The sequence below is a fragment of the Nocardioides euryhalodurans genome, from assembly GCF_004564375.1.
Taxonomy (GTDB): Bacteria; Actinomycetota; Actinomycetes; order Propionibacteriales; family Nocardioidaceae; genus Nocardioides; species Nocardioides euryhalodurans.
The window spans coordinates 3,786,433-3,812,077 of record NZ_CP038267.1 but is presented as its reverse complement, the minus strand read 5'-3'; the positions used below and the strand labels follow the sequence as shown (position 1 = coordinate 3,812,077).

Genomic DNA, 25,645 nt, shown 5'->3' with positions numbered 1-25,645 from the left:
TCGTAACGGGGTCGGAGGGGCAGCGGCAAAACCGGACCCGGCCGGTCACCGCTGCCGCTCGGCGAGCCGCGCCGTCAGGGCGTCGTGGACGAAGTCGGGGACCAGCCCGGAGACGTCGCCGCCGTAGGTCGCGACCTCCTTGACCAGCGAGGACGCGAGGAAGGACCACTCGGGGCTGGTCGGGACGAAGACCGTCTCGACGGGGGCCAGCGAGGCGTTCATCTGGGCCATCTGGAGCTCGTAGTCGAAGTCGCTCACGGCGCGCAGGCCCTTCACGATGGCGTGCACGTCGTGCTCCTGGCAGAAGTCGGTCAGCAGCCCCGAGAACCCGTCGATGCGCACGTTGTCCCACGGCTCGCAGGCTCGACGCAGCATGTCCATCCGCTCCTCGGGCGTGAAGAGCCGCTTCTTGGACGCGTTGACGCCGACGGCGACCACGACCTCGTCGAAGAGCTGCGCGGCGCGGCCCACGATGTCGAGGTGACCGTTGGTCACGGGGTCGAACGACCCCGGGCACACGGCTCGGCGCACGGATCCTCCTCGGGCTTCAGTCGGACGCCGCGTCGGCGTCACGGGACGAGGCGGCGTGACCGTACCAGAGCGTCGTCTCGCCGTAACGCTTCTCGCGGACCTCCCCGAAGCCCCCGGGGAACCGGGGGACGGTGCTGCGCGAGGACCGCTCCAGCGCCACCAGCGCCCCGGGCACCAGCCAGCCGTGGTCGACGAGCGACTGCAGGTCCTGCTCGACGCTCTCGGTGTCGTGGGGGTACGGCGGGTCGAGGAACACCAGGTCGTAGGGAGCCACCGGCGCGCGGCGCAGCGCCGACGCGACACTGGCGGTGACCACGTTGGCCGCCGGGAACCCGAGCGTGCGCGCGTTGTCGCGGATGACGGCCGAGGAGCGACGGTCCTGCTCGACGAGCGTCACCACGCCGGCCCCGCGGGACCACGCCTCGAAGCCGACCGCTCCCGAGCCGGCGTAGAGGTCGAGGAAGCGCAGGCCGGACAGCGAGCCGCACCACGACTCGATCGTCGAGAACAAGGCCTCGCGCACCCGGTCGCTCGTGGGTCGGGTGTGGGAGCCCCGCTGCGTCTGCAGTCGCCGGCCTCCGGCCCGTCCCCCGATGATGCGTGTCATGGGGCGGCACGTCCCGGGACGTTCACCGGGGGGTGGTTCATGCCTTCTCCATGAAGTCAGAGTGCCGCGAATGCTCGAGGTCTGCCACTGCCGCCGCCAGCCCGGGCGCGGCCGAGAGCGTCGGATCGGTCTCCAGCAAGGCCTCCGCCGCCTCTCGTGCGGCGACGATGGTCTTCTCGTCGCGCAGCACCCGCAGTGTCCGCAGGCTGGACCGGAAGCCGCTCTGCGACCGGCCCAGGACGTCGCCCTCACGGCGCTGCTCGAGGTCGACCCGGCTGAGCTCGAAGCCGTCGGTCGTCGCGGCGACGGCCTCCAGCCGGTCGCGGGCGGGGCTTCCGGTCTCGGCGCGGCTCACCAGCAGGCACAGTCCCGGGAGCCCGCCCCGGCCGACGCGGCCGCGCAGCTGGTGGAGCTGGGAGACACCGAACCGGTCGGCGTCCATGAGCACCATCGTGGTGGCGTTGGCCACGTCGACCCCCACCTCGATCACCGTGGTGGAGACGAGGACGTCGATCTCGCCGGCGGCGAACGAGCGCATGGTGCGGTCCTTCTCGTCCGCGGGCATCCGACCGTGGAGCACCGCGACCCGCAGGTCGGCCAGCGGTCCGGCGGCGAGCTCGGCGTGGAGCTCCTCGACCGCGGTCAGCGCGGCCTTGGCCGGGACCGGCTCGCCGTCCTCGTCGAGGTCGAGCTGGTCGCTCTCCCCCTGCTCCTGCACGTCGCCGGTGATCCGCGGGCAGACGACGTACGCCTGGTGGCCGGCGGCGACCTCCTCGCGCACCCGCTCCCACACCCGGTCCAGCCAGTGGGGCTGCTCGGCGAGCGGGACCACGCTGCTCTGGATGGGTGCCCGGCCGGCGGGCAGCTCGGAGAGCACCGAGGTCTCGAGGTCGCCGAAGACCGTCATCGCGACGGTGCGCGGGATCGGGGTGGCGGTCATGACCAGCACGTGGGGCGGCGTGCCTGCCTTGTCGGTGAGCGCGGCCCGCTGCTCGACGCCGAAGCGGTGCTGCTCGTCGACCACCACGAGCCCCAGGTCGGCGAACTCGACACCTCCCTCGAGCAGCGCGTGGGTGCCGATCACGACGCCGGCCTCCCCCGTCGTGATCCGCAGCATCGCCTCCTGGCGCTGCGCCTTGGTCATCGAGCCCGTCAGCAGCGCGATCGTCGTCGCGTCGGAGGCCCCGCCCAGCATGCCGCCGGTCGCGAGGTCACCGAGCATGGCGCCGATGGAGCGGTGGTGCTGCTGGGCCAGCACCTCGGTCGGCGCCAGCAGCGCGGCCTGGGCACCGCTGTCGACCACGCGCAGCATGGCCCGCAGCGCCACGAGCGTCTTGCCGGAGCCGACCTCCCCCTGGAGCAGGCGGTTCATCGGGTGCGGCTCGGCGAGGTCCTGCTCGAGCTGCTCGCCGACCTCCTGCTGGCCGCGGGTGAGCTCGAAGGGAAGCCTGGCGTCGAAGGCCTCGAGCAGGTGGCCGCCGCCGGTCCGGGCGCGAGCACCGAGGGCGCGCTGCTCCGCGCGGCGCCGGGCGAGCACCAGCTGGGTGACCAGCGCCTCCTCGAACCGGAAGCGCTTCTGGGCCGCGCCGACCTGCGCGTAGTCGTCGGGGCCGTGGATCCAGCGCAGGGCGGTCGTGACGTCGAGCAGGTGGTGGGACTCACGAAGGTCGGCCGGCAGCACGTCGGGGACGTCCTCGACCATGTCGAGCGCCGCCTGCACGACCTTCTGGACGTCCCAGGAGTAGAGCTTCGCGGTGACCGGGTAGATCGGCAGCAGTCCCTTCATGCTCGCCGCGAGCCCACCCTCTCCCTCCTCGTCGAAGACGACCGAGTGGGGCTGCGCGATCTGCCACCGCCCGCCGAACCGCTTGGCCTTGCCGGTGAACATGCCGAACTTCCCGGGCGCCATCCGGGCCTGCTCCGACTCGGCCTGGCCCTGGTAGGGGAGGAAGAAGGAGAGGGAGAAGTCGGGGCCGTTGGTGGTCACGCGCACCTCGAGCCGGAAGCTGCGGCGGCGGGTGCGGCGGTCCTGGAAGGTCTTCACGTCGCTCGAGGTGATCCGGCCGACCACGGAGAGCGACTCGCCCTCGACGGGCTCGGCGACCTCGCTGAGCTCGTTGGTCTTGACATAGCGCCGGGGGAAGTGGAAGAGCAGGTCGCCGACGGTCTCCATGCCGAGCCCCTCGCGGACCAGCTGGCGCTTCTTGTGGGCCCGGCCGAAGACGCTCGCGACCGGGCTGTCGACGGTGATCACTCGACCGCCACCAGCAGCGGGTAGCGCTCCTGCCCGCCGTCGTACAGGACGACGTCGACGTGGGGATGACGTTCCTCGACGTACGCCGCGCAGTGGTCGGCGAGCCCCTCCTGCTCGGCGGCACCCCGCACGATGGTCACCAGCTCGCCGCCACCCGCGAGCAGCCGCTCCAGGACGTCGACGGCCACGGCCCGCAGGTCGTCGCCGACGACGGCGAAGTCGCCGGCGACGACCCCGAGCACGTCGCCGGGCTCGCACGGCCCCGCCATGGTGATCGCCTGCCGGGCGGCGATGGTGACGGCACCGTGGCGGGCGTGCCGTGCGGTCGCGGTCATCTCGAGGACGTCCTGGTCGAAGCTGCGGCCGGGTTCGTGGACCGCCAGCGCCGCCAGGCCCTGCACCTGGGCCTCGGTCGGGATCACCGCGGTCCGCACGCCGGCGTCGTGCTCGGCGGTCTGGGCCGCGATCCGGGCGACACGGACCGAGTCGCCGTCGTTGGGCAGCACCACCACCTCGCCCGCACCGGTGGCGAGGATCGCGTCGAGGATCTGCTGCGTGCTCGGCCGGCGCCCCGGCCCACCGGCGACGACCTCGGCCCCGGCCTCCCCGAACAGCGCCTCGAGGCCCGGCCCCGCGGCGACGGCGACGATCCGCCGGCCGGTCCGCTCCGGCGTACGTCGGCCGGCGGCGACCTGCTCCGCGAAGTGGGTCACCCGGACCCGGTGGGGCCGGCCCGCCTCGATGCCGGCCTCGACGGCCGCGCCCACGTCGTCGACGTGGACGTGGACGTTCCAGAGGCCCTCGCCGCCGACCACCACCAGGGAGTCGCCGAGCCCGGCGAGGGACTCCCTCAGCGCCGGGATGCGGTCGTCGTCGGCGTCGAGGAGGTACATCACCTCGTAGGCGGGGCCACCCGGCGTCAGGTCGTCGGCCGGAACGGGGACCGGGATCGTGTGTCCGCGGGCGGGAACGGTCACGGGCGTGGGGCGGCGGCCGGTCAGCACCGTCTCGGCGGCGTCGAGGATCACGCTGACGCCCCGTCCCCCGGCGTCGACGACGCCGGCGTCGCGCAGCGCCGGGAGCTGCTCGGGGGTCCGGGCCAGCGCCTCGCGCGCCGCGCCGGCGGCGGCCGTGAAGACGTCGCGGGCCCGGGCATCGGGACGTCCGGCGACCTCGAGGGCTGCCGCCGTGGCGGCTGCGGCGACCGTGAGCATGGTGCCCTCGACGGGCTCCCCCACCGCGGCGTAGCTGGCGTCGGTCGCCTCGCGCAGCGCCTCCGCGACCACGACGGCGTTGCGCTCCTCGGCTCCGGCACGGGTCATCCGTCCGGCGATGGCGCCGAGCATCTGGCTCAGGATCACCCCGGAGTTGCCGCGGGCTCCGAGCAGGGCGCCGCGGGACATCGCGGCCAGCCCGGACGCGAGGTCGGCCCCGGGGTCGCCTCCGGTCGCCTCCCGGATCGCGTCACGCGCGGCGGAGACCGTGAGGAACATGTTGGTGCCGGTGTCGCCGTCGGGCACCGGGAAGACGTTGAGTGCGTCGATCTCCTCACGGGCACCGGCGAGGGCGTCGGTCGCGATGTCGACGAAGCGGAGGACCGTCTCCAGCGTGATGGTGCCGCCGGTCGGTGCCAACATCTGCCTGCCTCGTCGTCGTGGGAGGATGACCCCCGGGAATGCGGCCCTACCGTAGTGGCTGTCCACGACGATTCGCTCGCCCGGACACCCATCGGATACGCTTTTCCGGTTGCCCGCTCGGTCGGGCCCGTGTTCCGAAACAATCTCGACTTCCCAGGAGTTCCGGTGGCTGCCGTCTGTGACATCTGCGCCAAGAAGCCCGGCTTCGGCAACAACCGTCCGTGGTCTCGCAAGATCACCAAGCGTCGCTTCGACCCCAACATCCAGCGGGTCCGCGCCACGGTCAACGGCACCCCGAAGCGCCTCAACGTCTGCACCAGCTGCCTGAAGGCCGGCAAGGTCACCCGCTGACCGCAGACCCCTGACAAGCCGAAGGCCGCCACCCGACCGGGTGGCGGCCTTCGTCGTTCAGAAGTGCGTCCACCCCGTCGGACCGTCGTACCCCGCGCCGTCGACGGTGACCCCGCTCCCCTCCAGGACCTCACCGACGACCTGCCAGCCCTCGGGCACCGACGTGGTGTCGGGGAAGGTGGCGAGCAGCGCGTGGTCGTCCCCGCCGCCGAGGATGAAGCCGAGCGGGTCGGCCCCGAGGGCCGAACCCACCGCGACCAGCGGCTCCGGGACCTCGAAGGCGTCCCGGCGCACGTCGATCGCGACGCCGCTCGCCTCGGCCAGGTGGCGCGCCTCGGCGAGCAGCCCGTCGGACACGTCGATCATCGAGGTGGCCCCGGCCTCGGCGGCGACCGGCCCGGCGGCGTACGGCGGCTCGGGGCGCCGGTAGGCCTCCACCAGCACCCGTGGCGAGCGGAACCCCCGGCCGAGGACGGCCAGCCCGCCAGCGGCCCAGCCTTGGCGGCCGGTCAGCGCGAGGACGTCACCGGCGCCGGCACCGCTGCGCAGCACCGGCGAGACGGTGCAGCCGCCGAGCACGGTCACCGCGATGACGACCTGGTCGGCGCGGGTGAGGTCGCCGCCGACGACCGTGGCGCCCACCTCGGCGCACTCCGCTGCGAACCCGCGCGCGAAGTCGAGCGCCCACTGGACCGGCAGGTCAGCGGGAGCGGCCAGGCCGATGGTCAGCGAGGTGGCCCGGCCGCCCATCGCGTTGATGTCGGAGAGGTTCTGGGCGGCGGCGCGGTGGCCGACGTCCTCCGCGGTGGCCCAGTCGCGCCGGAAGTGCCGGCCCTCGACCATCAGGTCGGTGGAGACCACGACGTGCCCGTTGCGGACCCGCAGCACGGCCGCGTCGTCGCCCGGGCCGACGAGCACCTGCTCGCCCTGCTCGAAGAGGCTCGTGAGCTCCGAGATCAGCCCGAACTCGCCCACGTCGGACACGGTCGCATCGGGGGGAAGTGCCATGCCGACATCCCACCAGATGCCGCTCTGCGGGCACCTATCGGCACCCGCGAGCGGCACGATAGGTTGACCGCGTCACAGTCAGCAGCAGACGAGGAGTTGCGATGGTCGTCCAGGCGTACATCCTGATCCAGACCGACGTCGGCAAGGCCGCCGAGGTCGCCCGAGAGATCGCGCAGGTCAAGGGCGTCACGCTCGCCGAGGACGTCACCGGACCCTACGACGTGATCGTGCGTGCCGAGGCCCGCAACGTCGACGAGCTCGGCAAGCTGGTGGTCTCGAAGGTCCAGAACCTCGACGGCATCACCCGCACGCTCACCTGCCCGGTGGTGCACATCTGACCGGGCCCGTGCTCCGTCGACGCCCCGGGACCACCAGGTCCCGGGGCGTCGTGCTGTGCGTCGCGCTCACCGCCGCGGTGGCCGGCTGCGGCACCGACCCGGTGGCGATCACCGGGCCGGACCTCGACGAGGCCGACTCCCGCGCCTGCCGCGCGCTCGTCGACGACCTCCCCGACGCGCTCGGCGACCGCGAGCGGGTCGAGGTCACCCCGGCCGACGCCCTCGGGGCCGCCTGGGGCGAGCCCGCGATCGTCCTCACCTGCGGGGTCGACGAGCCCGGGGGCATCACCCGTACGGCGGTCTGCCAGGAGGTCAACGGCATCGGCTGGTTCGTGCCCGACGCCGCCCTCGAGGACGAGTCGCTCGACGCGACGCTCACCGCGGTCGGCCACCGGCCGCGGGTGCAGGTGAGCGTCCCGGCCGAGCAGCGCCCCGAGGGGGTGGCTGCCGCCCTGGCAGGCGTGGCCGGCGCGGTGGAGGAGCACACCGAGCTGGTCCGCCCCTGCCTGTGAACCGCGTGGGCCCCGGTCAGCAGGGGGTGAGCAGCACCCTCGAGGTCATCCCGACCGTGTCGCCGAGGCTCTCGAGCACCCGGTCGCGCAGCAACCGGGTCCGACGCAGCGCCCACAGCGTCTGCACCGTCACCCACGACAGGTCGCGGGCCTTGTCGATGTTCCAGGAGCTGACGAGGTGGACCACCGGGCCGATCCGGTCGTCCACCGTGCGTCCCACCGAGGACAGGAAGGACCGCCGGACGCCGGACTCGACCTGGGCGAGCACGTCGTTGACGGCCTCGTAGTCGGCGTGCACGTCCTCGGGCTCGAGGCCGCGGGCGGCGCAGGTGTCCACGACGGCGAGGGGCAGGTCGTGCTCGATGTGGCTGTTCATCCCGGCGACGGCGTACTGGACGGGGAGCCGCCCACCGGCGCGCCCCTCGAAGAGCGGTCGCCAGGCTGACGGGACCGGCCGCCCGGCGGCGTCCGCGTCGTGGGCGGTCAACCAGAGGTTGGCGAAACGGACGTCCAGCTCGGCCATCGTCTCGGCGTCCCGGAAGGTCGTCGATCCCGCCCCGGGTTCGAGGATGGCGCCGATGCGCTCGGTGACCGTGAGGTACATCCGGTTGAAGACGGCCACACCGTCGTCGGGCGACAGGCCGGCGTCGATCTCGCGCATCCGGGTCAGGACCTCGTCGACGGTCGCAGGCTGGCTCATGGATCCGAGTATCCAGCGCCCGTGCGGCTCCGGGGAACTGTCGGCCCGGACGCATAGGATCGGCCGGGTGACGAGCCGATGAGCAAGATGGACGACCTGCGTGCCCTGCGCGAAGCCCGCTACGAGCGCCACGTGGCCCGGGGTGCACAGCCCGCGCCGCCCCGACGCCCGGTCCAGCCGCAGGCCGCAGAGCCGGAGCGCCCGACCGCCGCCACCACGGACTCGTCCGCGGACGAGCTGTGCGGTCACCGCAACATGAGCGGCCGGACCTGCACGCGCGAGAAGGGCCACGCGGCGAAGAGCCACCGCTACTCCTGACCGACGGCCGGGACTCAGCGCAGGCCGGTGTCCCGGGTCAGGGCCAGCTGGATCAGGCGGTCGACGACCTCGGCGTACTCCATGCCGGTGGCGGCCCACATCCGCGGGAACATCGACGTCGGCGTGAAGCCGGGCATCGTGTTGATCTCGTTGAGGACCAGCGAGTCGTCGGGCATCACGAAGAAGTCCACCCGCGCCAGCCCCTCGCAGCCCACGGCCTCGAAGGCGCGCGCGGCGTGCTCACGGAGCTGGGCCGAGAGGTGCTCGGGGAGGTCCGCGGGGACGTCGAGCTCGGTGTGCTCCTCCGGGAGGTACTTGGCGGCGAAGTCGTAGAACTCGTGGTCGCCGCCGATCTTGATCTCCGCGGGGACGCTGGTCTCCGGCGTGCCGTCGAGCGCCTGGAGCACCCCGCACTCGACCTCGCGGCCGCCCTCGGCGGAGACCTCGACCAGCGCCTTGCTGTCGTGCCGGTGCGCCTCGGCGATGCAGTCGTCGAGCTCGTCGGGAGCGTGGGCCTTGGAGATACCGATCGAGGAGCCGCCCCGCGCCGGCTTCACGAAGAGCGGGTAGCCGAGCTCCGCCGCGCGCTCGCGGCAGGCCTGCGGGTCGGCGGCCCAGTCACGACGACTGATCGTGACCGACGGCATCAGCGGCAGGCCGGCGTCGCGCAGCACGACCTTCATGTAGGCCTTGTCCATGCTGACCGCGGAGGCCAGCACGCCGGCACCGACGTAGCGCACGCCGGCCATCTCGAGCATCCCCTGCAGGGTCCCGTCCTCGCCCCACGGTCCGTGGAGCAGCGGGAAGACGACGTCGACCTCGCCGAGGGTCTGCGGCGGCTGCGAGGCCTCGTGCACCACCAGCTCGGTGCTGGCCGCCTCCCGTGCCAGCACCACGGCCGCCCGGTCCGCGTCGACCTCCGGCAGCAGTCGGCCGGAGATCTGGAGCCGCTCGGGGTCGTCGGCCTCGAGCACCCACCGGCCGTCGGTGGCGATGCCGATGGGGACGACGTCGTACTGGTCACGGTCGATCGCCCGCAGCACGCTGCCGGCGGTCACGCAGGAGATGGCGTGCTCGCTGGAGCGGCCGCCGAACACGACGGCGACGCGGGGCTTGCGGCTGGACTGGCTCATCGGGGACGACCCTAGCCTTCTAGGGTGGCCGCCATGGCTGCCGACTCCCCGCTCAAGCCCAGCACGATCGCCGTCACCGCGGGCCGTCCCGCGCACCAGCCGGACGCTCCCCTCAACGAGCCGATCACGATGGCGTCGACCTACGTCGCCGGCGGCGACCTGGAGTACGGCCGCTACGGCAACCCCACCTGGCAGGCCTTCGAGACCGCTCTCGGGGAGCTCGAGGGCGGACGCTGCCTGGCGTTCTCCTCGGGGCTCGCGGCCGTCGCGACCGTCCTCGACCTGGTCGGCACCGGCGCGACCGTGGTCGCCCCGCGGCACGCCTACAACGGCAGCATCATGCAGCTCGCGGACCTCGAGGCCCGGGGCCGGCTCCAGGCGACGCTGGTCGACGTGACCGACACCGCCGCGGTCGTCGAGGCCTGCGCCGATGCCGCGCTGGTCTGGCTGGAGTCCCCCACCAACCCGGCCCTCGAGGTCGCCGACATCGAGACCATCACCCGGGCGGCCCACGACGCCGGCGCGTACGTCGTCGTGGACAACACCTTCGCCACTCCCCTGCTGCAGCGGCCGCTGGACCAGGACGTCGACCTGGTCGTGCACTCGGCGACCAAGTTCCTCGCCGGACACAGCGACGTGCTGCTCGGCGCGGTCGCCACCCGCGACGAGGAGCTGTGGAGCGTGCTCAAGGGACGCCGCGACCTGACCGGCGCCGTGCCCGGCACCCTCGAGGCGTGGTTGGCGCTGCGCGGCCTGCGCACCCTGCACCTGCGGGTGGAGCGGGCGCAGGCCAACGCCCAGGAGCTCGTCCGTCGGCTGCAGGAGCACCCGGCCGTGAGTGAGGTCCGCTACCCCGGCTTCGGGGCGATCGTCGCCATCGTGCTCGCCCAGGGCGCGATGGCGGCCGACCTGCTGACCCGCAAGACCAGCCTCTGGGTGCACGCCACGTCGCTCGGCGGCGTGGAGTCGACCTTCGAGCGGCGGCGCCGGTGGAAGACCGAGGCCGCCACCATCCCGGACGCCCTGGTCCGGATGAGCGTCGGCATCGAGGACGTCGACGACCTCTGGGACGACCTGCGCACGGCGCTCGACGGCGTCGTGTAACGCAGCTGGCGGCTGGGGCAAAGAGCAGACGTGGACGCCCTTCCGACAGTCGCCGCCATCGGCCGTGACCCCGACGCCCTCGAGCGGTTCTACCGCGAGCACGTCGAGGCAGTGCAACGCTTCGTCGCCCGACGCGTGACCAGCCCTCACGACGCGGCGGACCTCACGGCCGACGTCTTCCTCGCTGCCGTGGGCAGCTGTGGGCGATACCGGGCCAGCTCCGGTCCACCGCGCGCCTGGCTGTTCGGGATCGCGCGCAACGTGGTCGCGATGCACCACCGATCATCCAGGCGGGCCATGCAGGCCAGCCACCGGATCAGCGGTCGCGCACTGCTCACCGACGACGCTCTGGAGCGCATCGCCGAGCGCATCGACGACGAGCGCGAGGGACGACGTCTCCACGCCGCCCTGAGCGACCTGCCGGCCTCCCAGCAGGCCCTCGTCGAGCTCGTCGCTGTCGACGGCCTGCCCCTGGTCGAGGCGGCCGCCGCGCTGGGCATCACCCCCGGGAACGCCCGGGTCCGCTACCACCGTGCGCGTCGTGCCCTCACGACCGCGCTCCCGACTCCTTGCGAGGTGCAGTCATGACGACCCAGCTCGACGACTTCGAGACCGCCCTGCTCCATGAGCTCCGCGCGCACGTCGCCGATCGACCGGCACGGGTACGCCGCGGTCGGACCCGGATCGCGGTCGGCGTCGGCCTGACCGCGGCCGCGGCGGTGGCCGCCGTCGTCGTCGTCCCCGGAGCCGGGGTGCAGACGGCGTACTCCGTGCAGGAGGGGAACTCCGGCGAGATCACCGTCGAGGTCAACCGGCTCGAGGACGCCGCAGGTCTCGAGCGCGAGCTGGAGGCGTACGGCGTGGACGCGGACGTCACCTACGTCCCCGACGGCGGTGAGTGCGCCCCGGGGCGCTACGAACCGGTCGCCCGGTCGCTGTCGGGGATGACCACCGGCGTCGGCGCCGACCTCCTGCAGGTGACACTGCCGCCCGGCGCGGTGCGTGACGGCGAGACGTTCGTCCTCGCCGTCTCGTTGGTGCCGGTCCCGGCGACCGGCGACCCCGACGGAGACGGCATCTCCGACCTGGGAGGCATCCGGGTGTGGACCGACTTCGACGTTGCTTCCGGGCCGGTGGCCCCCTGCGACGTCATGCCCTGACCGTTCGCCACGGCTCGAACGGGGCCCGCTCAGTCGGTCTCGGCCTTGGTGTCCCTGGCGATGAACGCCTGCATCATCTCGCCGGCGGTCAGCTTGCCCGCCACGACGGCCTCCACGTGCTCGGCGATCGGGGCGTCGACGTCGGTGGCGCGGGCCAGCGCCAGCAGGGATGAGCACGACTTCGCACCCTCGGCCACCTGCCGGGTCGAGGCGTAGATCTCCTCGGTGGTCTCCCCCTTGCCGAGCTTCTCGCCGAAGGTGCGGTTGCGCGAGAGCGGCGAGGAGCAGGTGGCGACCAGGTCGCCCAGCCCGGCGAGCCCCATCAGCGTCAGCGGGTTGGCGCCGAGGGCGGTCGCGAGCCGGGCGGTCTCGGCGAGGCCGCGGGTGATCACCGACGCGGTCGTGTTGTCACCGAAGCCGAGGCCGACCGCCATGCCGACCGCCAGCGCGACGACGTTCTTGTAGGCGCCACCCAGCTCGCAGCCGAGCACGTCGACGGAGGTGTAGGGACGGAACGCCGTGGAGTGGCACAGGTCCTGCAGCCGCTTGGCGACGTCCTCGTCGGCGCAGGCGACGACCGAGGCCGCGGGCTCGCGGTGGGCGATCTCGTGGGACAGGTTGGGACCGCTGATCACGGCGATGCGCTCGGGGCCGGCGCCGGTGACCTCGTCGATCACCTCGCTCATCCGCCGCAGGCTGCCGAGCTCGACACCCTTCATCAGGGACACGAGCGGCACCTCGGGAAGCACCGGCGCCCACTCGGCGAGGTTGTCGCGGAAGGACTGCGACGGCACCGCGAAGACGACCGCCTCCGCACCGTCGACGGCGACGGCCGGGTCGTGGGTGGCCGTGATCGACGGCGGCAGCGTGATCCCGGGGAGGTAGTCGGGGTTCTCGTGCCGGTCCGCGATGGCGGCACAGACCTCCTCGCGACGACCCCACATCGTCACCTGGTTGCCGGCGTCGGCCAGCACCATCGAGAACGCCGTACCCCAGGAACCCGCGCCGAAGACGGCGATCCTCCCCATCAAGACCTGCCTTCGTCGTCGGTGGTGCGCTGCTGCTTGCGTGGGTTCCCGATCTGGCGGACGCCGGCGCGGCGCGGGTCGAAGCGCTCGACCGGCGCCTCCTCCCCGCGGAGCTCCTCGACGATCGCCACGATCGCGGCCATGATCCTGCCGGTCGCCTCGGCGATCACCTCGGTGGTGCGTGGCTGCTCGGCCAGGTCGCTCAGGTCGACCGGGTCGCCGGCCTTCATGACGACGCGCTTGCGCGGCACCAGCTTCGGCCTGGTCGTGTAGGGGGGCAGCACCTCGTGGGCGCCCCACTGCCCGACCGGGATCACGGGGCAGCCGGTCTCGAGCGCGATCCGGGCCGCGCCCGACTTGCCCGCCATCGGCCACAGGTCGGGGTCGCGCGTGAGGGTGCCCTCCGGATAGACGACCACGCACTCGCCCCGGCGTACGGCCTCGACCGCGGAGTCGAAGGCGCCCACCGCGTTGCGGCTGAGCCGCTCCACGGGGATCTGGCCGGCCTCGCGCAGGAAGCCCCCGAGGAGGCGGTTCTTGAACAACCCCGACTTCGCGAGGTAGCGCGGCAGCCTGCCGTGGTCGTAGACGAAGTGGGCGGCCAGCAGCGGGTCGACGTGGGAGATGTGGTTGAGCGCGACGATGCACCCGCCGGTCGACGGGATCTTGTCGCCGTCGATCCAGGTCCGGGAGGTCGCGGCCAGCAGGGTCGGCTTCACGATCGGCACGGCGACGCCGAACGCCCAGCCACGGTGCTGCTGCAGCTTGCGTACGGTCACGTGGGTCCTTCGGGGGCTGGCCGGCCGGTGCCGACGAGACGGTCGAGGTGTCCGGAGCAGGCTACTCCCTCCGATGGCAGGATCGGCGTCGTGGAACGCCCACGATTCGTCACCCTCGTCCCGGTCAAGCCGCCCGCCCACGGGAAGTCCCGGCTGCGGGGCCTCGGCGACGACGAACGCCGTCGACTGGCCGCCGCCTTCGCGCTCGACACCGTGGCCGCCTGCCTCGCGACGCCGTCCGTGGCAGCGGTCCTCTGCGTGACCGACGACGCGCGGTTCGCCGCCGACCTCGCCGCCACCGGCTGTGCGGTGCTCCCCGACGGGGTCGCCGACGACCTCAACGAGGCGCTGCGCCTGGCGGCCCACGAGGCGGCACGACGCTGGCCGGACCTGGTCCCCGTCGCGGTCTGTGCCGACCTGCCGGCGCTCAGACCGCACGACCTCGAGGGCGCCCTGCTGTCGTGGGCGGGCGCGGCCGGCTTCGTCGTCGACAGCGACGGCACCGGCACCACCATGTACGTCGCCCCGACGGTCGACTTCGACCCGAGGTTCGGCCACCACTCCCGCGCCGACCACCTGGCCGCCGGCGCCCGGGAGATCGACGGAGCGCTGCCCACGCTGCGCCGCGACGTCGACGACGCGGCCGCGCTCGCCCAGGCCGAGGAGCTCGGCCTGGGGATCCGCACCGCCGAGGTGCTCGCGGGCCTGCAGACGCGCTGAGGCCGGACCCCGCCAGGGATCCGGCCTCAGCGCGGTGGATCAGGACTTCTTGGCAGGCGCCTTCTTGGCCGTCGACTTCTTCGCCGGCGCCTTCTTGGCCGCCGTCGACTTGGTCGCGGTCTTCTTGGCCGGCGCCTTCTTGGCCGCCGTCGACTTCGTGGCGGTCTTCTTGGCCGGCGCCTTCTTGGCCGCCGCCGACTTCGTGGCGGTCTTCTTGGCCGGCGCCTTCTTGGCCGCCGTCGACTTGGTCGCGGTCTTCTTGGCCGGCGCCTTCTTGGCCGCCGCCGACTTCGTGGCGGTCTTCTTGGCCGGCGCCTTCTTGGCCGTCGAGGACGTGCTCGCCTTCTTGGCCGGGGTCGCCTTCTTCGTCGCGGCCGACGCCTTCTTGGCAGCGGCGGCCGGAGCGGCGACCACCAGCTTGGGGAGCTTCTTGGCGCCGGAGACGACGTTCTTGAGCTCCTGCCCCGGGGTGAACTTCGGGACGTTCTTCTTCTTGGTGCGGATGGTCTCGCCGGTCTGCGGGTTGCGCGCCTTGCCTGCCTTGCGGATCTTCCTCTCGAACGACCCGAAGCCGGTGATGGCGACCTTCTCACCCTTCGCGACCTCGCGGGTGATCGTGTCGAGCACCGAGTCCAGCGCGTGCGCTGCCTGCTTGCGGTTCCCCTCGAACCGCGTGGCGAGCGTGTCGATCAGCTGCGTCTTGTTCACTAGCTTCCCTTCCAATGAACGCTCAGCGCCGAGCTGGTGCCCGACTCCGTGCCCAGCACGCTAGGGACTCGTGGCCCGCGTCACAATCACCACGCGCGATTCCGCGGCACATTTCTTGGGCGGCGCCGACATCACCCGAAGCGCCGAAACCCCCGCCGTGGCAGGGGTTTCGGCGTCAGAGGGTGGCCGGCTTCCAGCTCGGACGTCGTTGCTCGTACGCCGTGATGTCATCGGCGTGGCCGAGCGTGATGCCGATGTCGTCGAGGCCCTCGAGCAGTCGCCAGCGGGTGTAGTCGTCGATGTCGAAGGAGTCCTCGACCGCGTCAGGACCCTCCCCCGCACGCACGGTCCGCGACTCGAGGTCGACGGTGATCTGCGTGCCGGGCGCCGACTCGACCAGGTCCCACAGCCGCTGCACGACCTTCTCGTCGACCTGGGCCGCGAGCAGCCCGGCCTTGCCGGCGTTGCCGCGGAAGATGTCGGCGAAGCGGGAGGAGAGCACGGCCTTGAAGCCGTGGTTCTGCAGCGCCCACACGGCGTGCTCGCGCGAGGAGCCGGTCCCGAAGTCAGGGCCGGCGACCAGCACGGTGCCGGAGGCGTACGGCTCGTGGTTGAGGACGAAGCCCGGGTCGTTGCGCCAGGCGGCGAACAGCCCGTCCTCGAACCCGGTCCGGGTCACGCGCTTGAGGTAGACCGCCGGGATGATCTGGTCGGTGTCGACGTTGCTGCGCCGCAGCGGGACGCCGACGCCGGTGTGGCTGGTGAACTTCTCCATGGGTCAGCCCTCCTCGGGCGCGACGGGGTCGAGGTCGGCGGGTGAGGAGAGCCTGCCGCGGACGGCGGTGGCCGCGGCGACGGGCACCGACACCAGGTGGGTGCGCCCACCCTTGCCCTGCCTGCCCTCGAAGTTGCGGTTGGAGGTGGAGGCGCTGCGCTCCTCCGGCGCGAGCTGGTCGGGGTTCATGCCCAGGCACATCGAGCACCCCGCGCCCCGCCACTCGGCCCCGGCCTCCTTGAAGACCACGTCGAGGCCCTCCTCCTCGGCCTGCAGCCGCACGCGGGCCGAGCCCGGGACGACCAGCAGCCGGGTGGTGGGCGCGACCTTGCGGCCCTCGATCACCGACGCGGCGAGACGGAGGTCCTCGATCCGGCCGTTGGTGCAGGAGCCGACGAAGACCGTGTCGACCTCGATGTCGCGCATCGGCGTCCCGGCCTCGAGACCCATGTAGGTGAGGGCCTTCTCGGCGGCGACCGCGTCGCCGGGCTCCTCGAAGTCTGCCGGTGACGGGACGGACCCGCCGAGCGGCACGCCCTGGCCGGGGTTGGTGCCCCAGGTGACGAACGGCGTCATCTCGGAGGCGTCGAGGACGATCTCGCGGTCGAAGGTCGCGTCGTCGTCGGTGCGCAGGGCCTTCCAGTGCTCGACGGCGGCGTCCCAGTCGGCACCCTTCGGCGCCTCGGGGCGGCCCTCGATGTAGTCGAAGGTCGTCTGGTCGGGCGCGATCATGCCTGCCTTGGCGCCCCACTCGATCGACATGTTGCAGACCGTCATCCGGCCTTCCATCGACAGCTCCTCGATGGCCTGGCCGCGGTACTCGACGATGTAGCCCTGGCCGCCGCCGGTGCCCGTGTGGGTGATCAGCGTCAGCACGAGGTCCTTGGCCGTGACGCCCTCGGGCAGCGAGCCGTTGACGGTGACCGCCATGGTGCGCGGCTTGGCCTGCATCAGGGTCTGCGTCGCGAGCACGTGCTCGACCTCGGAGGTGCCGATGCCGAAGGCGATCGCGCCGAACGCACCGTGGGTGCTGGTGTGGCTGTCGCCGCACACGATGGTCATGCCCGGCTGGCTGAGGCCGAGCTGCGGCCCGATGATGTGGACGATGCCCTGGTCGAGGTCGCCGAGCGGGTGCAGGCGTACGCCGAACTCCTCGGCGTTGCGGCGCAGCGTCTCGACCTGCGTCCTGCTCACCGGGTCGGCGATCGGCTTGTCCCAGTCGACGGTCGGGACGTTGTGGTCCTCGGTCGCGATGGTGAGGTCGGGACGGCGCACGGGGCGACCTGCGAGCCGGAGTCCGTCGAAGGCCTGCGGCGAGGTCACCTCGTGGATCAGGTGGAGGTCGACGTAGAGGAGGTCCGGCTCGCCCTCGCGCGACCGGACGACGTGCTCGTCCCAGACCTTCTCGGCCAGGGTCCTACCCATGACTGCCTCCTCCTCCGCTCGTTCCTGAACTCCGCCGACCCTACAACTTGCCATCCACAATCCGAGACGGCAGTATTGCCATATGGACAGCAGCAGCGGAGTGGGCGTCCTCGACAAGGCCGCCCTCGTCCTCACGGCCCTCGAGTCCGGACCGGCCACGCTGGCCGGCCTGGTCGCCGGCACCGGCCTGGCCCGCCCCACCGCCCACCGCCTCGCGGTGGCGCTGGAGCACCACCGCCTCGTCGCCCGCGACATGCAGGGTCGGTTCGTGCTCGGACCGCGCCTGGCCGAGCTCTCCGCTGCTGCCGGCGAGGACCGCCTGCTCGCCACGGCGGGCCCGGTGCTGGCCCGGCTGCGCGACATCACCGGCGAGTCCGCACAGCTGTGGCGCCGCCAGGGCGACCACCGAGTCTGCGTCTCCGCCGCCGAGCGGCCCTCCGGCCTGCGCGACACCATCCCGATCGGCACCCAGCTCACGATGAACGCCGGCTCGGCTGCCCAGGTCCTGCTCGCCTGGGAGGACCCCGACCGGATGCAGCGTGGCCTGCAGAACGCCGCCTTCTCCGCCGCCGCCCTGTCGGGCATCCGCCGCCGCGGGTGGGCACAGTCGGTCGGCGAGCGAGAGCAGGGCGTGGCCTCGGTCTCGGCCCCGGTGCGCTCCCCCGGCGGCAAGATCATCGCCGCCGTCTCGGTCTCCGGCCCGCTCGAGCGCCTCTCCCGCCAGCCCGGACGGATGCACGCTCCCGCCGTGCTCGCCGCCGCGGAGCGGCTCTCCGAGTCGCTGCGCCGGGCTGCTGCTGCGGCCGAGTAGGGCCTGCAGGATCCCGCGGGCGGTCAGGCGATCGCGGCGCGGACTGCCTCCCGGTCGTGGCCGATGCCGGCGGCACCCAGCAGGTAGTCGACGACCTCGTCGGCGGTGAGCCCGTGGAGGCTGCGCAGGCCGCGGGCCATGGTGGCGAGGTACGCGGGCGCGGGTCGCCCGGGCTCCAGGACCGAGGGGTCGTCGGCGCTGAACGTCACCACCGGACGGCCGTCGAGCTCGCCGGTTCGGTGCAGGGTCTCGTAGTGGCCGGGGCCCAGCACCTGTCGACCGCTGCCGATCACCTCGCTCAGGTCGTGGTCGACGCCCGGGTCCCGCCACATCTCCTGCTCCACGACGTCGGAGAACGTGGCCGTCGGCAGGAGGTAGGCCGTGCTGAGCACCTCCCCGGACGCCGACGGGTCGTGGAACGCGATCGCCCCGTCCCAGGTCGGCGTGTGCCCGGCGAACACCAGCCGCCCGGGCATCTCGAACGGCCGGACGTCCAGCGCCGGAACCCGGGCACGCGTGCCCGTGTAGGTCCGGGTGGCGCCGGGCGGGCAGCCGCCGAGGAGGTAGCACGCGAACCGGTCGGGGTCGAGGTTCGACCCGTACGAGGCGTACCAGAGGGGTGCTTCGCTCCCGTTCGTGCTCAGAACAGCGCCTCCTGCTCGAGGTCCAGCAGCAGGCGCTTGCGCTCCATGCCGCCGGCATAACCGGTCAGCGTGCCGTTCGCGCCGATGACGCGGTGGCACGGGATCACGATCGGGATCGGGTTCTGACCGTTGGCGAGGCCGACGGCCCGCGAGGCCGCGTTGGTGCGGCCGAGCCGGAGGGCGACCTGGCCGTACGACGCCGTCTCGCCGTAGCCGATCAGCATCAGCTGGGTCCACACCTGCTGCTGGAACTCGCTGCCGCGAGGCGCGAGCGGCAGGTCGAACTCCTTGAGGTCCCGGGCGAAGTACGCCGCGAGCTGCTGGACGGCCTGCGCCAGCACGGGGTGGTCGTCGCGCCGCTCCCCCAGCGGCCGGCCGGTGGCCCGGAACGGCTCGAACTCGATGGCGGTGATCGCACCGTCCTGCTCGACGATCCGGAGCGGCCCGACGGGGCTCTCGGTCACGGTCCACATGGTGGGGCCTCCTTCAGGCTGTCCAGGGTCTGCCACAGGTGCAGCTGTGCGTAGGAGCGCCACGGCCGCCAGCGCTCGGCCAGGGCCGCGGCGCGCGCCGGGTCCTCGCCGAGCCCGCGCAGCGCGTCACGGATCCCGATGTCGGTGGGAAGGAACACGTCGGGGTGACCCAGCGCCCGCATCGCGACGTAGTCGGCGGTCCACGGCCCGATGCCGGGGAGCTCGACCAGCCGACGCCGCACCTCCTCGCGGTCCGCGCCGCGGTCGAGCGCGATCCGCCCCTCGGCGAGGGCCGCGCAGAGCCCGACCAGGGCGCGACCGCGGGCGCGCGGCATCGGCAGCCGCTCGGGGTCGACCTCGGCGAGCGTCGCGGCGTCCGGGAACAGGTGGGTGAGCCCGCCCTCCGGGTGAGGGAGCGGACGGCCGTGCTCGCGCACGAGCCGGGCGGTGACCGTTCTTGCCCCCGCCACGCTCACCTGCTGCCCGACGACGGTGCGGACGGCCAGCTCGTGACCGTCGACATGACCCGGCACGCGGAGACCGGGTCGCGCGCGCACCAGCCGGCCGAGGACCGGGTCGCCGAGGAAGGCGTCGTCGACCGCCACCGGGTCGCAGTCGGCGTCCAGCAGCCGGCGTACGCGCTCCACGGCGGCGCCGGTGTCGCGCAGGTCGGCGAGCCGGAAGGTCGCCGGGAGCAGCGCCGTGCCGTCGTGGGCGGTGAGGTCGCGCAGCTCGATCCGGACCGTGCCCGGCCCGTGGGGCAGCGCGAGCGACTGGGCCCACCAGCCGTCCCCGGCCGCCTCGATCCCGGCGACCGTGTGGGCGGCCAGGAACGCGTGCAGCGCCCGGCCGGCGAAGGGGGTACGGACCGCGAGGCGCATCGTGACCTCGCCGGTGGCCGCTCCCCCGCCGCGTCGTCCGCGCAGCTGGGTCGGTGTGGCCGCGTAGACCTCGCGCAGGGTCTCGTTGAACTGACGCACGCTCGCGAAGCCGGCGGCGAACGCGATGTCGGCGTAGGTCAGGTCGGTGGTCTCGATCAGCACCCGTGCCGTCTGGGCGCGACGTGCGCGGGCCAGCGCCAGCGGACCGGCGCCGAGCTCTGCGGTGAGGATCCGGTTGAGGTGGCGCGGCGTGTAGCCGACCCGCGTCGCGAGCCCCGCCACGCCGTCGCGGTCGACCACCCCGTCGGCGATCAGCCGCATCGCGCGGCCGGCGACGTCGGCGGAGACGTCCCAGTCAGGGCTGCCCGGCGTCGCGTCGGGGAGGCAGCGCTTGCAGGCGCGGTAGCCGGCGGCCTGGGCCGCGGCTGCGCTCGGGTGGAAGCTGACGTTGCCGTACGCCGGCGTGCGGGCCGGGCAGGAGGGCCGGCAGTAGATTCCGGTGGTCCGGACCGCCGTGTAGAAGACCCCGTCGAAGCGCCGGTCCCGTGCCTTGACGGCGCGGTAGCAGGACTCGGGGTCGAGTCGCGTCGTCGGGGCCATGCCCCCATCCTGCCCCACGCCCCCGAGCACCTTCTCGCGGGAATCGGACATGGCGAGGAGAGCCGCGTGTCACCTGGTGACGACCTCGTCGGGCACCCCCGGCTCGACCTCCGCAGCGTGGGGCAGGGCCGAGGCGACACACAGCACCGCCATCAGCGATCCGCCGAGCAGTGCGGTGGCCGCACCCCTCGCCGACGTGAGCGGACCAGCCATCGCACCCATGCCGGTCATGGTCGCGACGCCGAGGCCGGCGACGGTGGCGCTCGCGATCCGGGTACGCGGCCACCCGCGGCACGACAGCGCGTGGCCCCCGGCGACCGCCGTCACGACCACCACGAGCGCGCCGCTGCCCTGGCCGTCGGTCACGAGGGAGCGTGCGATCGCGGGGTCGAGCAGGGCCACGGCGAACAGGGCCGGCGAGAGCACGAGCACACGTGGCGGACGGCGGCCGCTCGCGCGGATCGACGCGGCCCGTCCCAGCAGGCCACCGACCGCTGCGCCGGGAAGCAGCACCAGGGCCGGCGTACGCCAGCTGACCTGGGAGGCGTCCGCCCCGACGAGGAGCACCATCCAGCCCCGGAGCGCCCCCGCCCAGGCCAACCCGGCCGCGGCGCCCAGCGCCACGTGGGGCCGGTGCCTCATGCACTCCAGTGGAGTCCTCCGGGACGGCTACGTCAAGGCGTACGCGGCGCGGACCGCGAGCGCGACCCGGTCACGCTCAGCCTCGGGCAGCCAGCGCTCCTCGGGCTCGGAGAGGTGCCCGAAGACCCGCGGTCCGCGCAGGTCCTCGGGCTGGTCGGGCATCCTCGGCACCAGGTGGAGGTGGAGGTGGGAGAAGCCGTCGGCCTCGCTGAACTGCATGAGGTAGGTCTTGACGCATCCGGTCACCGTCTCCAGTGCGAGCCCGAGCCGTCGTACGAGTCCCCCGAGCTCGTCGGCGGCCTCGGGTGCGAGCTCGGCGAACGACCTGAGGTGCCTGGTGGGCAGCACGACCAACCATCCGGGCAGCGTGCTGTTGAACGCGTGCGCCACGCGCCAGTGGTCGCTGCGCACGACGTCCTCGCGCGGGGGCAGGTCGGCGGCCGCGGCCTGGTCGCAGGGGTAGCAGCCGGGGACGAGGTCGCTGGTCATCCGGCGAACCTACAGCGCCCGGCACCCCCACGACCCGGTCAGGGCCGCCGGTGACCCACCACGACGGCCTCGACGTACATTCCGCGCCTGAAGCCGAGCTCGCGCACCACTCCCTCGCGCTGGAACCCCGACGACTCGTCGAGCCCGATCGCACGATCGTGGTCGACGAACACCACGACAACGAGCCTGCGGACGTCCAGCCAGGTGTCCGCCAGGTCGATCACCGACTCGGTGAGCGCCCGGCCCACTCCCCGCCCCGTGAGATCGGGACGGGTGCCACGAGGTGGTGCAGGCCGTCCACACCACGGCACCCCGGCACCGGCCCGCCATACGTCAAACGGATGACTGGACTAGACCCCTGCGCGCCTGTCAGGGAGATCCCGGATGCGGGCCGTCACCGGGATCTGTTCACTGGTGACCATGAACCGTCAGCTCGCAGGCGCCCTCACCGGCCGGGTCACCAAGTGGGTCGTCCTCGTGGCGTGGCTGCTGGTCGCGGCGGGCTCGGCGGGGTTCGCGGCCAAGCTGGCCGACGTCCAGAACAACGAGGCCTCCTCGTGGCTGCCGGAGTCGGCGGAGTCGACCCGGGCCTTCGAGCGCCTCGAGCCGTTCCAGGACCCCAACGCCATCCCCACCGTGGTCGTCTACCACCGCGACGGTGGCCTGACGGAGGCCGACCTCGCGGCCATCGAGGAGCACGCGGTCGAGTTCGCCGCGATGGACGGCGTGGCCGAGGCCAGGGAGGGGCGGCCACCGTCGGTCGTCAGCCCCGCCGTCGCCGAGCAGCTGGGCTTCCCCGCGGTCTCGCAGGACGGCAGCGTCGCGCAGACCAGCGCCACCTTCGACCTCGGCTCGGAGGGCTGGAACAAGATGCCCGCCGTCGCGGACGAGCTGCGGGACATCGCCGACCTCGGTGGCGTCGACGTGTACGTCGCCGGAGCCGGCGGTCAGGCCGCCGACTCGGCCGAGGCGTTCGGCGGCATCGACACGACGTTGCTGGCGGGCACCCTCAGCGTGGTGATCCTGATCCTGCTGTTCACCTACCGCAGCCCGATCCTGTGGGTGCTCCCGATCTTCAGCGCCGTGGTCGCCCTGTTCGTCTCCCAGGCCCTCATCTACTTCCTGGCGAGGTACGCCGACCTCACCGTGAACGGGCAGTCCTACGCGATCCTGACCATCCTGGTGATCGGTGCCGGCACCGACTACGCCCTGCTGCTGGTCGCGCGCTACCGCGAGGAGCTGCGTCGTCACGAGGACCGGCACGAGGCGATGGGCTTCGCGCTGCACCGTGCCGCACCGGCCCTGCTGGCCAGTGCCGCGACCGTGGCGCTCGGCATGCTGTGCCTGATGATCGCCGAGATGAACTCCACGGCCGGTCTCGGGCCGGTCGCGGCGATCGGCATCGTCGTGACGTTCCTGGTGATGATCAGCCTGCTGCCCGCGCTGCTCGTGATCACCGGTCGGTGGATCTTCTGGCCGCGCCGTCCTGGCTTCGGCTCGGCCGAGCCGACCCGGACCGGCTTCTGGGCCAGGGTCGGGCGCTGGATCGCGCCGCGGCCACGCAAGGTCTGGGTGGTCACCACCGTGCTGCTGGCCATCGCCTGCGTGGGCCTGCTCCGCCTGGACACCAACGGGCTGTCGACGGAGGACTCCTACACCCAGGAGTTCCAGTCCGTGACCGGCCAGCAGGTGCTGGTCGACGCCGGCCTGGTGGACCAGTCCAACACCGTCATGGTGGTGGCTGACGCGGGGAGCGAGGAGGCGATCGCCGAGGCCCTGACCGGTCTCGACGACGTCGAGCCGCCCAAGCCCCCGGTCACGTCCGGTGACGTCACGTTCGTCGAGGCTGCCATCGGGTCCGACCCGGCGTCACCCGAGGCCTTCGCCACCGTCGAACGGGTCCGAGACGCCGTCCACGGCGTCGAGGGCGCCGACGCCCTCGTGGGCGGCAACTCCGCGTTCTTCCTCGACACCCGGGACGCCGCCAACCGCGACAACCTCGTGATCATCCCGGTCATCCTGGTCCTGGTGTTCTTCATCCTGATGCTCCTGCTGCGGTCGGTGCTGGCACCGCTCATCCTGATCGCCACCGTCGTGCTGTCCTTCGGGGCCGCGCTCGGCATCTCGGTGATGCTCTTCGAGTACGTCTTCGGGTTCGCCGGGTCCGATCCCGGCTTCCCGCTGTTCGCGTTCGTCTTCCTGGTGGCGCTCGGCATCGACTACAACATCTTCCTGATGACCCGGGTGCGCGAGGAGACGATGCACTCCGGCACCCGCAAGGGTGCGCTGGTCGCGCTCACCTCCACCGGCGGTGTGATCACCAGCGCCGGCCTGGTGCTGGCCGCCACGTTCCTGGTGCTGGGCACCATCCCCGTGGTGTTCCTGGCCCAGCTCGGCGTCGCGGTCGCCCTCGGGGTCATCCTCGACACCATGATCGTGCGCTCGGTGCTCGTCACCGCGATCAACGTGGACCTCGGTGGCCGGATCTGGTGGCCGAGCCGGCTCGACACCGAGGACCGCGCCCTGACCGTCGACGAGGTCGCGGCGCCGATGGAGACCGTGCACTGACGACGGCGAAGCGCCCCGGTCCGGGTGGACGCGGGGCGCTTCGTGGAGTGGTACCCCCGACCGGATTCGAACCGGCGCTACCGCCTTGAGAGGGCGGCGTGCTAGGCCGCTACACAACGGGGGCTCGCACTGTGCGCTGCTCTGGAGCAGCGGGTCGAAACCCTAGCGAAGCCGTGGGTTCCAGACCAAATCCCGGGGCCGATCCAGACTTCGGAGACGGACGATCCGGGATCTCGCTGGGATACTAGGACTCGAACCTAGACTAACTGGACCAGAACCAGTCGTGCTGCCAATTACACCATATCCCAAGGTCAGCGGGCCTTCTGCTGCTCCCGCCGCTGGCCCTCTCGGACCGAGACGGAACCTTACACGCGCCCTTCCGGGGCGGGCAAAACGGCCGGGTCGGACCGCTTCCTCAGGCCCATCACACGCGCGACCCACCATGCCAGGGCGAGGTAGACGAGCGACTGGGTGAGGGTCACGGGGATGCTCCACCAGGTGCCGCCGGTCGGGTTGAGCGCCGAGCTCATGTCGCCGTACGCGAGGGCGATGCCGAAGGCCAGCCAGTTGTTGAGGACGTGCATCGCGATGCCGGCCTCGAGCCCGCCGGTGACGACCACGAGCACACCGGCCACGACGCCGAACGCGAAGCGGTCGAAGAAGATCGGCGCGTCCTGCGCACCGTGGGCCAGCGCGAAGAGCAGCGAGGAGAGCCCCACCGCGACCCAGGGGCTGCGGACCATCCCGCCGAAGGCCTGCAGGAGGTAGCCGCGGAAGGCGTACTCCTCGGCGGCGGCCTGCAGCGGGGTCAGCAGCAGCACCACGAGCATGAAGTCGCGCAGCCGTGGCGTGAACTCGTTGAGCTCGCCGGCGACGGAGGCCCCGGCCGCGTCGCTGGGGAGCAGCGCGGCGACGACGAGGGTCGCGATCAGCGCGACGAAGGACAGCCCGAAGCACGCGAACAGGTAGCCCCACCGCAGCCGCGGCCGGATCGAGGACAGCCAGCGCGGCCGCAACCCGTGGAGCCACCGCACGATCACCCAGGTGAGCGGGATCAGCCCGGCCAGGGTCAGGTTGAGGTAGGCGAGGCCGGCCGGCGAGGGGTCGGTGAGGTCGACGAGCCCCGTCACGGACTCCCCGACCTCGGCGCCGCTGAGCGCGTAGTAGAGGAGGAACGGCACCAGCATCAGGAACGGCAGCACCAGCAGCATGCCGATCGCCAGCGCGAGGATGCCGAGGAGCCCGCGCCACCACGCGCCGGACCAGCCGCCTCGCAGCAACAGGTGGTAGGGCAGGCCCTCGCGACCCGTGCCGTCCAGCGTGGGACCAGCAGCCTCCGGGGAGGCACCGTACGGCGTCTGCGGGGTCCAGGGTGCGGGCTGGCCCGGCGTCACCGGCGGACCTGACGGCGCCGGCCACGCCGGGTCGCTCGGCGGTCGCGGCGGACCC

29 protein-coding genes and 2 tRNA genes are annotated in these 25,645 nt (G+C 72.7%); 10 read left to right on the top strand and 21 right to left on the bottom strand.

Translation table 11 applies throughout. The features are described 5' to 3' along the window. Positions 1-45: 45 nt before the first annotated feature. The 4 genes from coaD to EXE57_RS18480 are packed head-to-tail and all read right to left on the bottom strand — an operon-like array spanning position 46 to position 5,029. Complete coding sequence (gene coaD, locus EXE57_RS18495; RefSeq protein ID WP_135080091.1) at positions 46-531, bottom strand: pantetheine-phosphate adenylyltransferase; 486 nt, start codon at positions 529-531, stop codon at positions 46-48. A 16-nt stretch (positions 532-547) separates the two neighbouring features. Then, a complete protein-coding gene (gene rsmD / locus EXE57_RS18490; protein ID WP_135080089.1) occupies positions 548-1,138 on the bottom strand; it encodes a 16S rRNA (guanine(966)-N(2))-methyltransferase RsmD in 591 nt (196 codons plus the stop codon). 37 nt (positions 1,139-1,175) lie between these two features. Beyond that, on the bottom strand, positions 1,176-3,392 hold the full coding sequence (locus EXE57_RS18485; RefSeq protein ID WP_135080087.1) for an ATP-dependent DNA helicase RecG: 2,217 nt from the start codon (positions 3,390-3,392) through the stop codon (positions 1,176-1,178). Continuing rightward, positions 3,389-5,029 (bottom strand): DAK2 domain-containing protein, encoded by a 1,641-nt coding sequence (locus EXE57_RS18480; RefSeq protein WP_135080085.1) that lies wholly within the window; start codon positions 5,027-5,029, stop codon positions 3,389-3,391. Before EXE57_RS18480 ends, EXE57_RS18485 begins: the two co-directional genes overlap by 4 nt. A 165-nt stretch (positions 5,030-5,194) precedes the next feature. Here EXE57_RS18480 and rpmB point away from each other — a divergent pair, with 165 nt between their 5' ends. Continuing rightward, a complete protein-coding gene (gene rpmB / locus EXE57_RS18475) occupies positions 5,195-5,380 on the top strand; it encodes a 50S ribosomal protein L28 (RefSeq protein ID WP_135080083.1) in 186 nt (61 codons plus the stop codon). A 57-nt stretch (positions 5,381-5,437) separates the two neighbouring features. Here rpmB and EXE57_RS18470 read toward each other — a convergent pair whose 3' ends face one another. Beyond that, a complete protein-coding gene (locus tag EXE57_RS18470) occupies positions 5,438-6,388 on the bottom strand; it encodes a thiamine-phosphate kinase (protein WP_135080073.1) in 951 nt (316 codons plus the stop codon). Positions 6,389-6,489: 101 nt separating this feature from the next. Here EXE57_RS18470 and EXE57_RS18465 point away from each other — a divergent pair, with 101 nt between their 5' ends. After that, the gene (locus EXE57_RS18465; protein WP_135080071.1) at positions 6,490-6,726 is read left to right on the top strand and encodes an Lrp/AsnC family transcriptional regulator; all 237 of its coding nucleotides are present in this window, start codon (positions 6,490-6,492) and stop codon (positions 6,724-6,726) included. Positions 6,727-6,734: 8 nt separating this feature from the next. Next, a complete protein-coding gene (locus EXE57_RS18460) occupies positions 6,735-7,238 on the top strand; it encodes a DUF3515 domain-containing protein (RefSeq protein ID WP_167305972.1) in 504 nt (167 codons plus the stop codon). 16 nt (positions 7,239-7,254) lie between these two features. Here EXE57_RS18460 and EXE57_RS18455 read toward each other — a convergent pair whose 3' ends face one another. Further along, the gene (locus EXE57_RS18455; RefSeq protein ID WP_135080067.1) at positions 7,255-7,938 is read right to left on the bottom strand and encodes a DUF5995 family protein; all 684 of its coding nucleotides are present in this window, start codon (positions 7,936-7,938) and stop codon (positions 7,255-7,257) included. Between the two features lie 78 nt (positions 7,939-8,016). Between EXE57_RS18455 and EXE57_RS18450 the strand changes: the two genes are divergently transcribed. Beyond that, on the top strand, positions 8,017-8,256 hold the full coding sequence (locus tag EXE57_RS18450) for a hypothetical protein (protein ID WP_135080065.1): 240 nt from the start codon (positions 8,017-8,019) through the stop codon (positions 8,254-8,256). Positions 8,257-8,270: 14 nt separating this feature from the next. Here EXE57_RS18450 and EXE57_RS18445 read toward each other — a convergent pair whose 3' ends face one another. Then, positions 8,271-9,389, bottom strand: coding sequence for a D-alanine--D-alanine ligase family protein (locus EXE57_RS18445; RefSeq protein WP_135080063.1), 1,119 nt, complete (start codon positions 9,387-9,389; stop codon positions 8,271-8,273). 33 nt (positions 9,390-9,422) lie between these two features. Here EXE57_RS18445 and EXE57_RS18440 point away from each other — a divergent pair, with 33 nt between their 5' ends. Genes EXE57_RS18440 through EXE57_RS18430 form a run of 3 tightly spaced genes read left to right on the top strand, consistent with a single transcriptional unit; the run spans position 9,423 to position 11,653 of the window. Then, positions 9,423-10,493 carry a trans-sulfuration enzyme family protein gene (locus EXE57_RS18440; protein ID WP_135080061.1) on the top strand — a complete coding sequence of 357 codons (1,071 nt, stop codon included), beginning with the start codon at positions 9,423-9,425 and terminating at the stop codon, positions 10,491-10,493. Between the two features lie 30 nt (positions 10,494-10,523). Continuing rightward, positions 10,524-11,081: an RNA polymerase sigma factor gene (locus EXE57_RS18435; protein ID WP_135080059.1), complete on the top strand. Its 558-nt coding sequence runs from the start codon at positions 10,524-10,526 to the stop codon at positions 11,079-11,081. Continuing rightward, positions 11,078-11,653 carry a hypothetical protein gene (locus tag EXE57_RS18430; protein WP_135080057.1) on the top strand — a complete coding sequence of 192 codons (576 nt, stop codon included), beginning with the start codon at positions 11,078-11,080 and terminating at the stop codon, positions 11,651-11,653. Before EXE57_RS18435 ends, EXE57_RS18430 begins: the two co-directional genes overlap by 4 nt. Before the next feature lie 29 nt (positions 11,654-11,682). Here EXE57_RS18430 and EXE57_RS18425 read toward each other — a convergent pair whose 3' ends face one another. Together EXE57_RS18425 and EXE57_RS18420 are read right to left on the bottom strand one after the other, a co-directional pair. Next, positions 11,683-12,681, bottom strand: a complete 999-nt coding sequence (locus EXE57_RS18425; RefSeq protein WP_135080055.1) for an NAD(P)H-dependent glycerol-3-phosphate dehydrogenase — start codon at positions 12,679-12,681, stop codon at positions 11,683-11,685. Further along, the gene (locus EXE57_RS18420) at positions 12,681-13,460 is read right to left on the bottom strand and encodes a lysophospholipid acyltransferase family protein (RefSeq protein ID WP_135080053.1); all 780 of its coding nucleotides are present in this window, start codon (positions 13,458-13,460) and stop codon (positions 12,681-12,683) included. The genes EXE57_RS18425 and EXE57_RS18420 overlap by 1 nt, the downstream gene beginning before the upstream one ends. A 90-nt stretch (positions 13,461-13,550) precedes the next feature. Here EXE57_RS18420 and cofC point away from each other — a divergent pair, with 90 nt between their 5' ends. Then, positions 13,551-14,180 carry a 2-phospho-L-lactate guanylyltransferase gene (cofC, locus tag EXE57_RS18415; RefSeq protein WP_135080051.1) on the top strand — a complete coding sequence of 210 codons (630 nt, stop codon included), beginning with the start codon at positions 13,551-13,553 and terminating at the stop codon, positions 14,178-14,180. A 39-nt stretch (positions 14,181-14,219) separates the two neighbouring features. On the opposite strand, the gene EXE57_RS18410 is transcribed toward cofC, so the two are convergent. The 3 genes from EXE57_RS18410 to leuC all read right to left on the bottom strand — a co-directional run bounded on the left by EXE57_RS18410 (position 14,220) and on the right by leuC (position 17,088). Beyond that, positions 14,220-14,888, bottom strand: coding sequence for an HU family DNA-binding protein (locus EXE57_RS18410; RefSeq protein WP_135080049.1), 669 nt, complete (start codon positions 14,886-14,888; stop codon positions 14,220-14,222). A gap of 175 nt (positions 14,889-15,063) precedes the next feature. Beyond that, a complete protein-coding gene (leuD, locus tag EXE57_RS18405) occupies positions 15,064-15,663 on the bottom strand; it encodes a 3-isopropylmalate dehydratase small subunit (RefSeq protein WP_135080047.1) in 600 nt (199 codons plus the stop codon). Positions 15,664-15,666: 3 nt separating this feature from the next. Next, positions 15,667-17,088 carry a 3-isopropylmalate dehydratase large subunit gene (leuC, locus tag EXE57_RS18400; RefSeq protein WP_135080045.1) on the bottom strand — a complete coding sequence of 474 codons (1,422 nt, stop codon included), beginning with the start codon at positions 17,086-17,088 and terminating at the stop codon, positions 15,667-15,669. Between the two features lie 82 nt (positions 17,089-17,170). On the opposite strand from leuC, the gene EXE57_RS18395 reads away from it, so the two are divergent. After that, positions 17,171-17,899, top strand: coding sequence for an IclR family transcriptional regulator (locus tag EXE57_RS18395; RefSeq protein ID WP_135080043.1), 729 nt, complete (start codon positions 17,171-17,173; stop codon positions 17,897-17,899). A gap of 23 nt (positions 17,900-17,922) precedes the next feature. Here EXE57_RS18395 and EXE57_RS18390 read toward each other — a convergent pair whose 3' ends face one another. From EXE57_RS18390 to EXE57_RS18365, 6 genes are all read right to left on the bottom strand, one after another. Next, a complete protein-coding gene (locus EXE57_RS18390) occupies positions 17,923-18,375 on the bottom strand; it encodes a histone deacetylase (RefSeq protein ID WP_135080041.1) in 453 nt (150 codons plus the stop codon). A gap of 164 nt (positions 18,376-18,539) precedes the next feature. Next, positions 18,540-19,016 (bottom strand): methylated-DNA--[protein]-cysteine S-methyltransferase, encoded by a 477-nt coding sequence (locus tag EXE57_RS18385; protein ID WP_135080039.1) that lies wholly within the window; start codon positions 19,014-19,016, stop codon positions 18,540-18,542. Continuing rightward, the gene (locus EXE57_RS18380; RefSeq protein WP_135080037.1) at positions 19,004-20,497 is read right to left on the bottom strand and encodes a DNA-3-methyladenine glycosylase 2 family protein; all 1,494 of its coding nucleotides are present in this window, start codon (positions 20,495-20,497) and stop codon (positions 19,004-19,006) included. Before EXE57_RS18380 ends, EXE57_RS18385 begins: the two co-directional genes overlap by 13 nt. Before the next feature lie 69 nt (positions 20,498-20,566). Next, positions 20,567-21,139 carry a hypothetical protein gene (locus EXE57_RS18375; protein WP_135080035.1) on the bottom strand — a complete coding sequence of 191 codons (573 nt, stop codon included), beginning with the start codon at positions 21,137-21,139 and terminating at the stop codon, positions 20,567-20,569. 27 nt (positions 21,140-21,166) lie between these two features. After that, entirely contained in the window at positions 21,167-21,628 is a 462-nt protein-coding gene (locus EXE57_RS18370) for an HIT family protein (protein ID WP_135080033.1), read from the bottom strand. A 38-nt stretch (positions 21,629-21,666) separates the two neighbouring features. Then, the gene (locus tag EXE57_RS18365; RefSeq protein ID WP_167305971.1) at positions 21,667-21,876 is read right to left on the bottom strand and encodes a hypothetical protein; all 210 of its coding nucleotides are present in this window, start codon (positions 21,874-21,876) and stop codon (positions 21,667-21,669) included. 172 nt (positions 21,877-22,048) lie between these two features. Here EXE57_RS18365 and EXE57_RS18360 point away from each other — a divergent pair, with 172 nt between their 5' ends. Beyond that, a complete protein-coding gene (locus EXE57_RS18360) occupies positions 22,049-24,196 on the top strand; it encodes an MMPL family transporter (RefSeq protein ID WP_135080029.1) in 2,148 nt (715 codons plus the stop codon). Between the two features lie 48 nt (positions 24,197-24,244). Here EXE57_RS18360 and EXE57_RS18355 read toward each other — a convergent pair. The 3 genes from EXE57_RS18355 to EXE57_RS18345 form a co-directional block, all read right to left on the bottom strand. Continuing rightward, positions 24,245-24,320: transfer RNA gene (locus EXE57_RS18355), tRNA-Glu, on the bottom strand. Positions 24,321-24,432: 112 nt separating this feature from the next. Further along, positions 24,433-24,504, bottom strand: a tRNA-Gln gene (locus EXE57_RS18350). Positions 24,505-24,561: 57 nt separating this feature from the next. Beyond that, complete coding sequence (locus tag EXE57_RS18345; protein WP_244246897.1) at positions 24,562-25,590, bottom strand: CPBP family intramembrane glutamic endopeptidase; 1,029 nt, start codon at positions 25,588-25,590, stop codon at positions 24,562-24,564. Positions 25,591-25,645: the final 55 nt, after the last annotated feature.

What these genes read in the sequence shown, in the direction of transcription:
- EXE57_RS18430 (WP_135080057.1), top strand. Translation starts at nt 11,078, where the DNA reads ATGACGACCCAGCTCGACGACTTCGAGACCGCCCTGCTCCATGAGCTC.
- EXE57_RS18450 (WP_135080065.1), top strand. Translation starts at nt 8,017, where the DNA reads ATGAGCAAGATGGACGACCTGCGTGCCCTGCGCGAAGCCCGCTACGAG.
- EXE57_RS18380 (WP_135080037.1), bottom strand. Translation starts at nt 20,497, where the DNA reads ATGGCCCCGACGACGCGACTCGACCCCGAGTCCTGCTACCGCGCCGTC.
- EXE57_RS18395 (WP_135080043.1), top strand. Translation starts at nt 17,171, where the DNA reads ATGGACAGCAGCAGCGGAGTGGGCGTCCTCGACAAGGCCGCCCTCGTC.
- EXE57_RS18465 (WP_135080071.1), top strand. Translation starts at nt 6,490, where the DNA reads ATGGTCGTCCAGGCGTACATCCTGATCCAGACCGACGTCGGCAAGGCC.
- EXE57_RS18445 (WP_135080063.1), bottom strand. Translation starts at nt 9,389, where the DNA reads ATGAGCCAGTCCAGCCGCAAGCCCCGCGTCGCCGTCGTGTTCGGCGGC.
- EXE57_RS18385 (WP_135080039.1), bottom strand. Translation starts at nt 19,016, where the DNA reads ATGTGGACCGTGACCGAGAGCCCCGTCGGGCCGCTCCGGATCGTCGAG.
- EXE57_RS18375 (WP_135080035.1), bottom strand. Translation starts at nt 21,139, where the DNA reads ATGAGGCACCGGCCCCACGTGGCGCTGGGCGCCGCGGCCGGGTTGGCC.
- leuD (WP_135080047.1), bottom strand. Translation starts at nt 15,663, where the DNA reads ATGGAGAAGTTCACCAGCCACACCGGCGTCGGCGTCCCGCTGCGGCGC.
- rsmD (WP_135080089.1), bottom strand. Translation starts at nt 1,138, where the DNA reads ATGACACGCATCATCGGGGGACGGGCCGGAGGCCGGCGACTGCAGACG.
- EXE57_RS18370 (WP_135080033.1), bottom strand. Translation starts at nt 21,628, where the DNA reads ATGACCAGCGACCTCGTCCCCGGCTGCTACCCCTGCGACCAGGCCGCG.
- EXE57_RS18360 (WP_135080029.1), top strand. Translation starts at nt 22,049, where the DNA reads ATGAACCGTCAGCTCGCAGGCGCCCTCACCGGCCGGGTCACCAAGTGG.
- leuC (WP_135080045.1), bottom strand. Translation starts at nt 17,088, where the DNA reads ATGGGTAGGACCCTGGCCGAGAAGGTCTGGGACGAGCACGTCGTCCGG.
- EXE57_RS18470 (WP_135080073.1), bottom strand. Translation starts at nt 6,388, where the DNA reads ATGGCACTTCCCCCCGATGCGACCGTGTCCGACGTGGGCGAGTTCGGG.
- EXE57_RS18390 (WP_135080041.1), bottom strand. Translation starts at nt 18,375, where the DNA reads ATGCCCGGGCGGCTGGTGTTCGCCGGGCACACGCCGACCTGGGACGGG.
- EXE57_RS18455 (WP_135080067.1), bottom strand. Translation starts at nt 7,938, where the DNA reads ATGAGCCAGCCTGCGACCGTCGACGAGGTCCTGACCCGGATGCGCGAG.
- EXE57_RS18440 (WP_135080061.1), top strand. Translation starts at nt 9,423, where the DNA reads ATGGCTGCCGACTCCCCGCTCAAGCCCAGCACGATCGCCGTCACCGCG.
- EXE57_RS18480 (WP_135080085.1), bottom strand. Translation starts at nt 5,029, where the DNA reads ATGTTGGCACCGACCGGCGGCACCATCACGCTGGAGACGGTCCTCCGC.
- EXE57_RS18425 (WP_135080055.1), bottom strand. Translation starts at nt 12,681, where the DNA reads ATGGGGAGGATCGCCGTCTTCGGCGCGGGTTCCTGGGGTACGGCGTTC.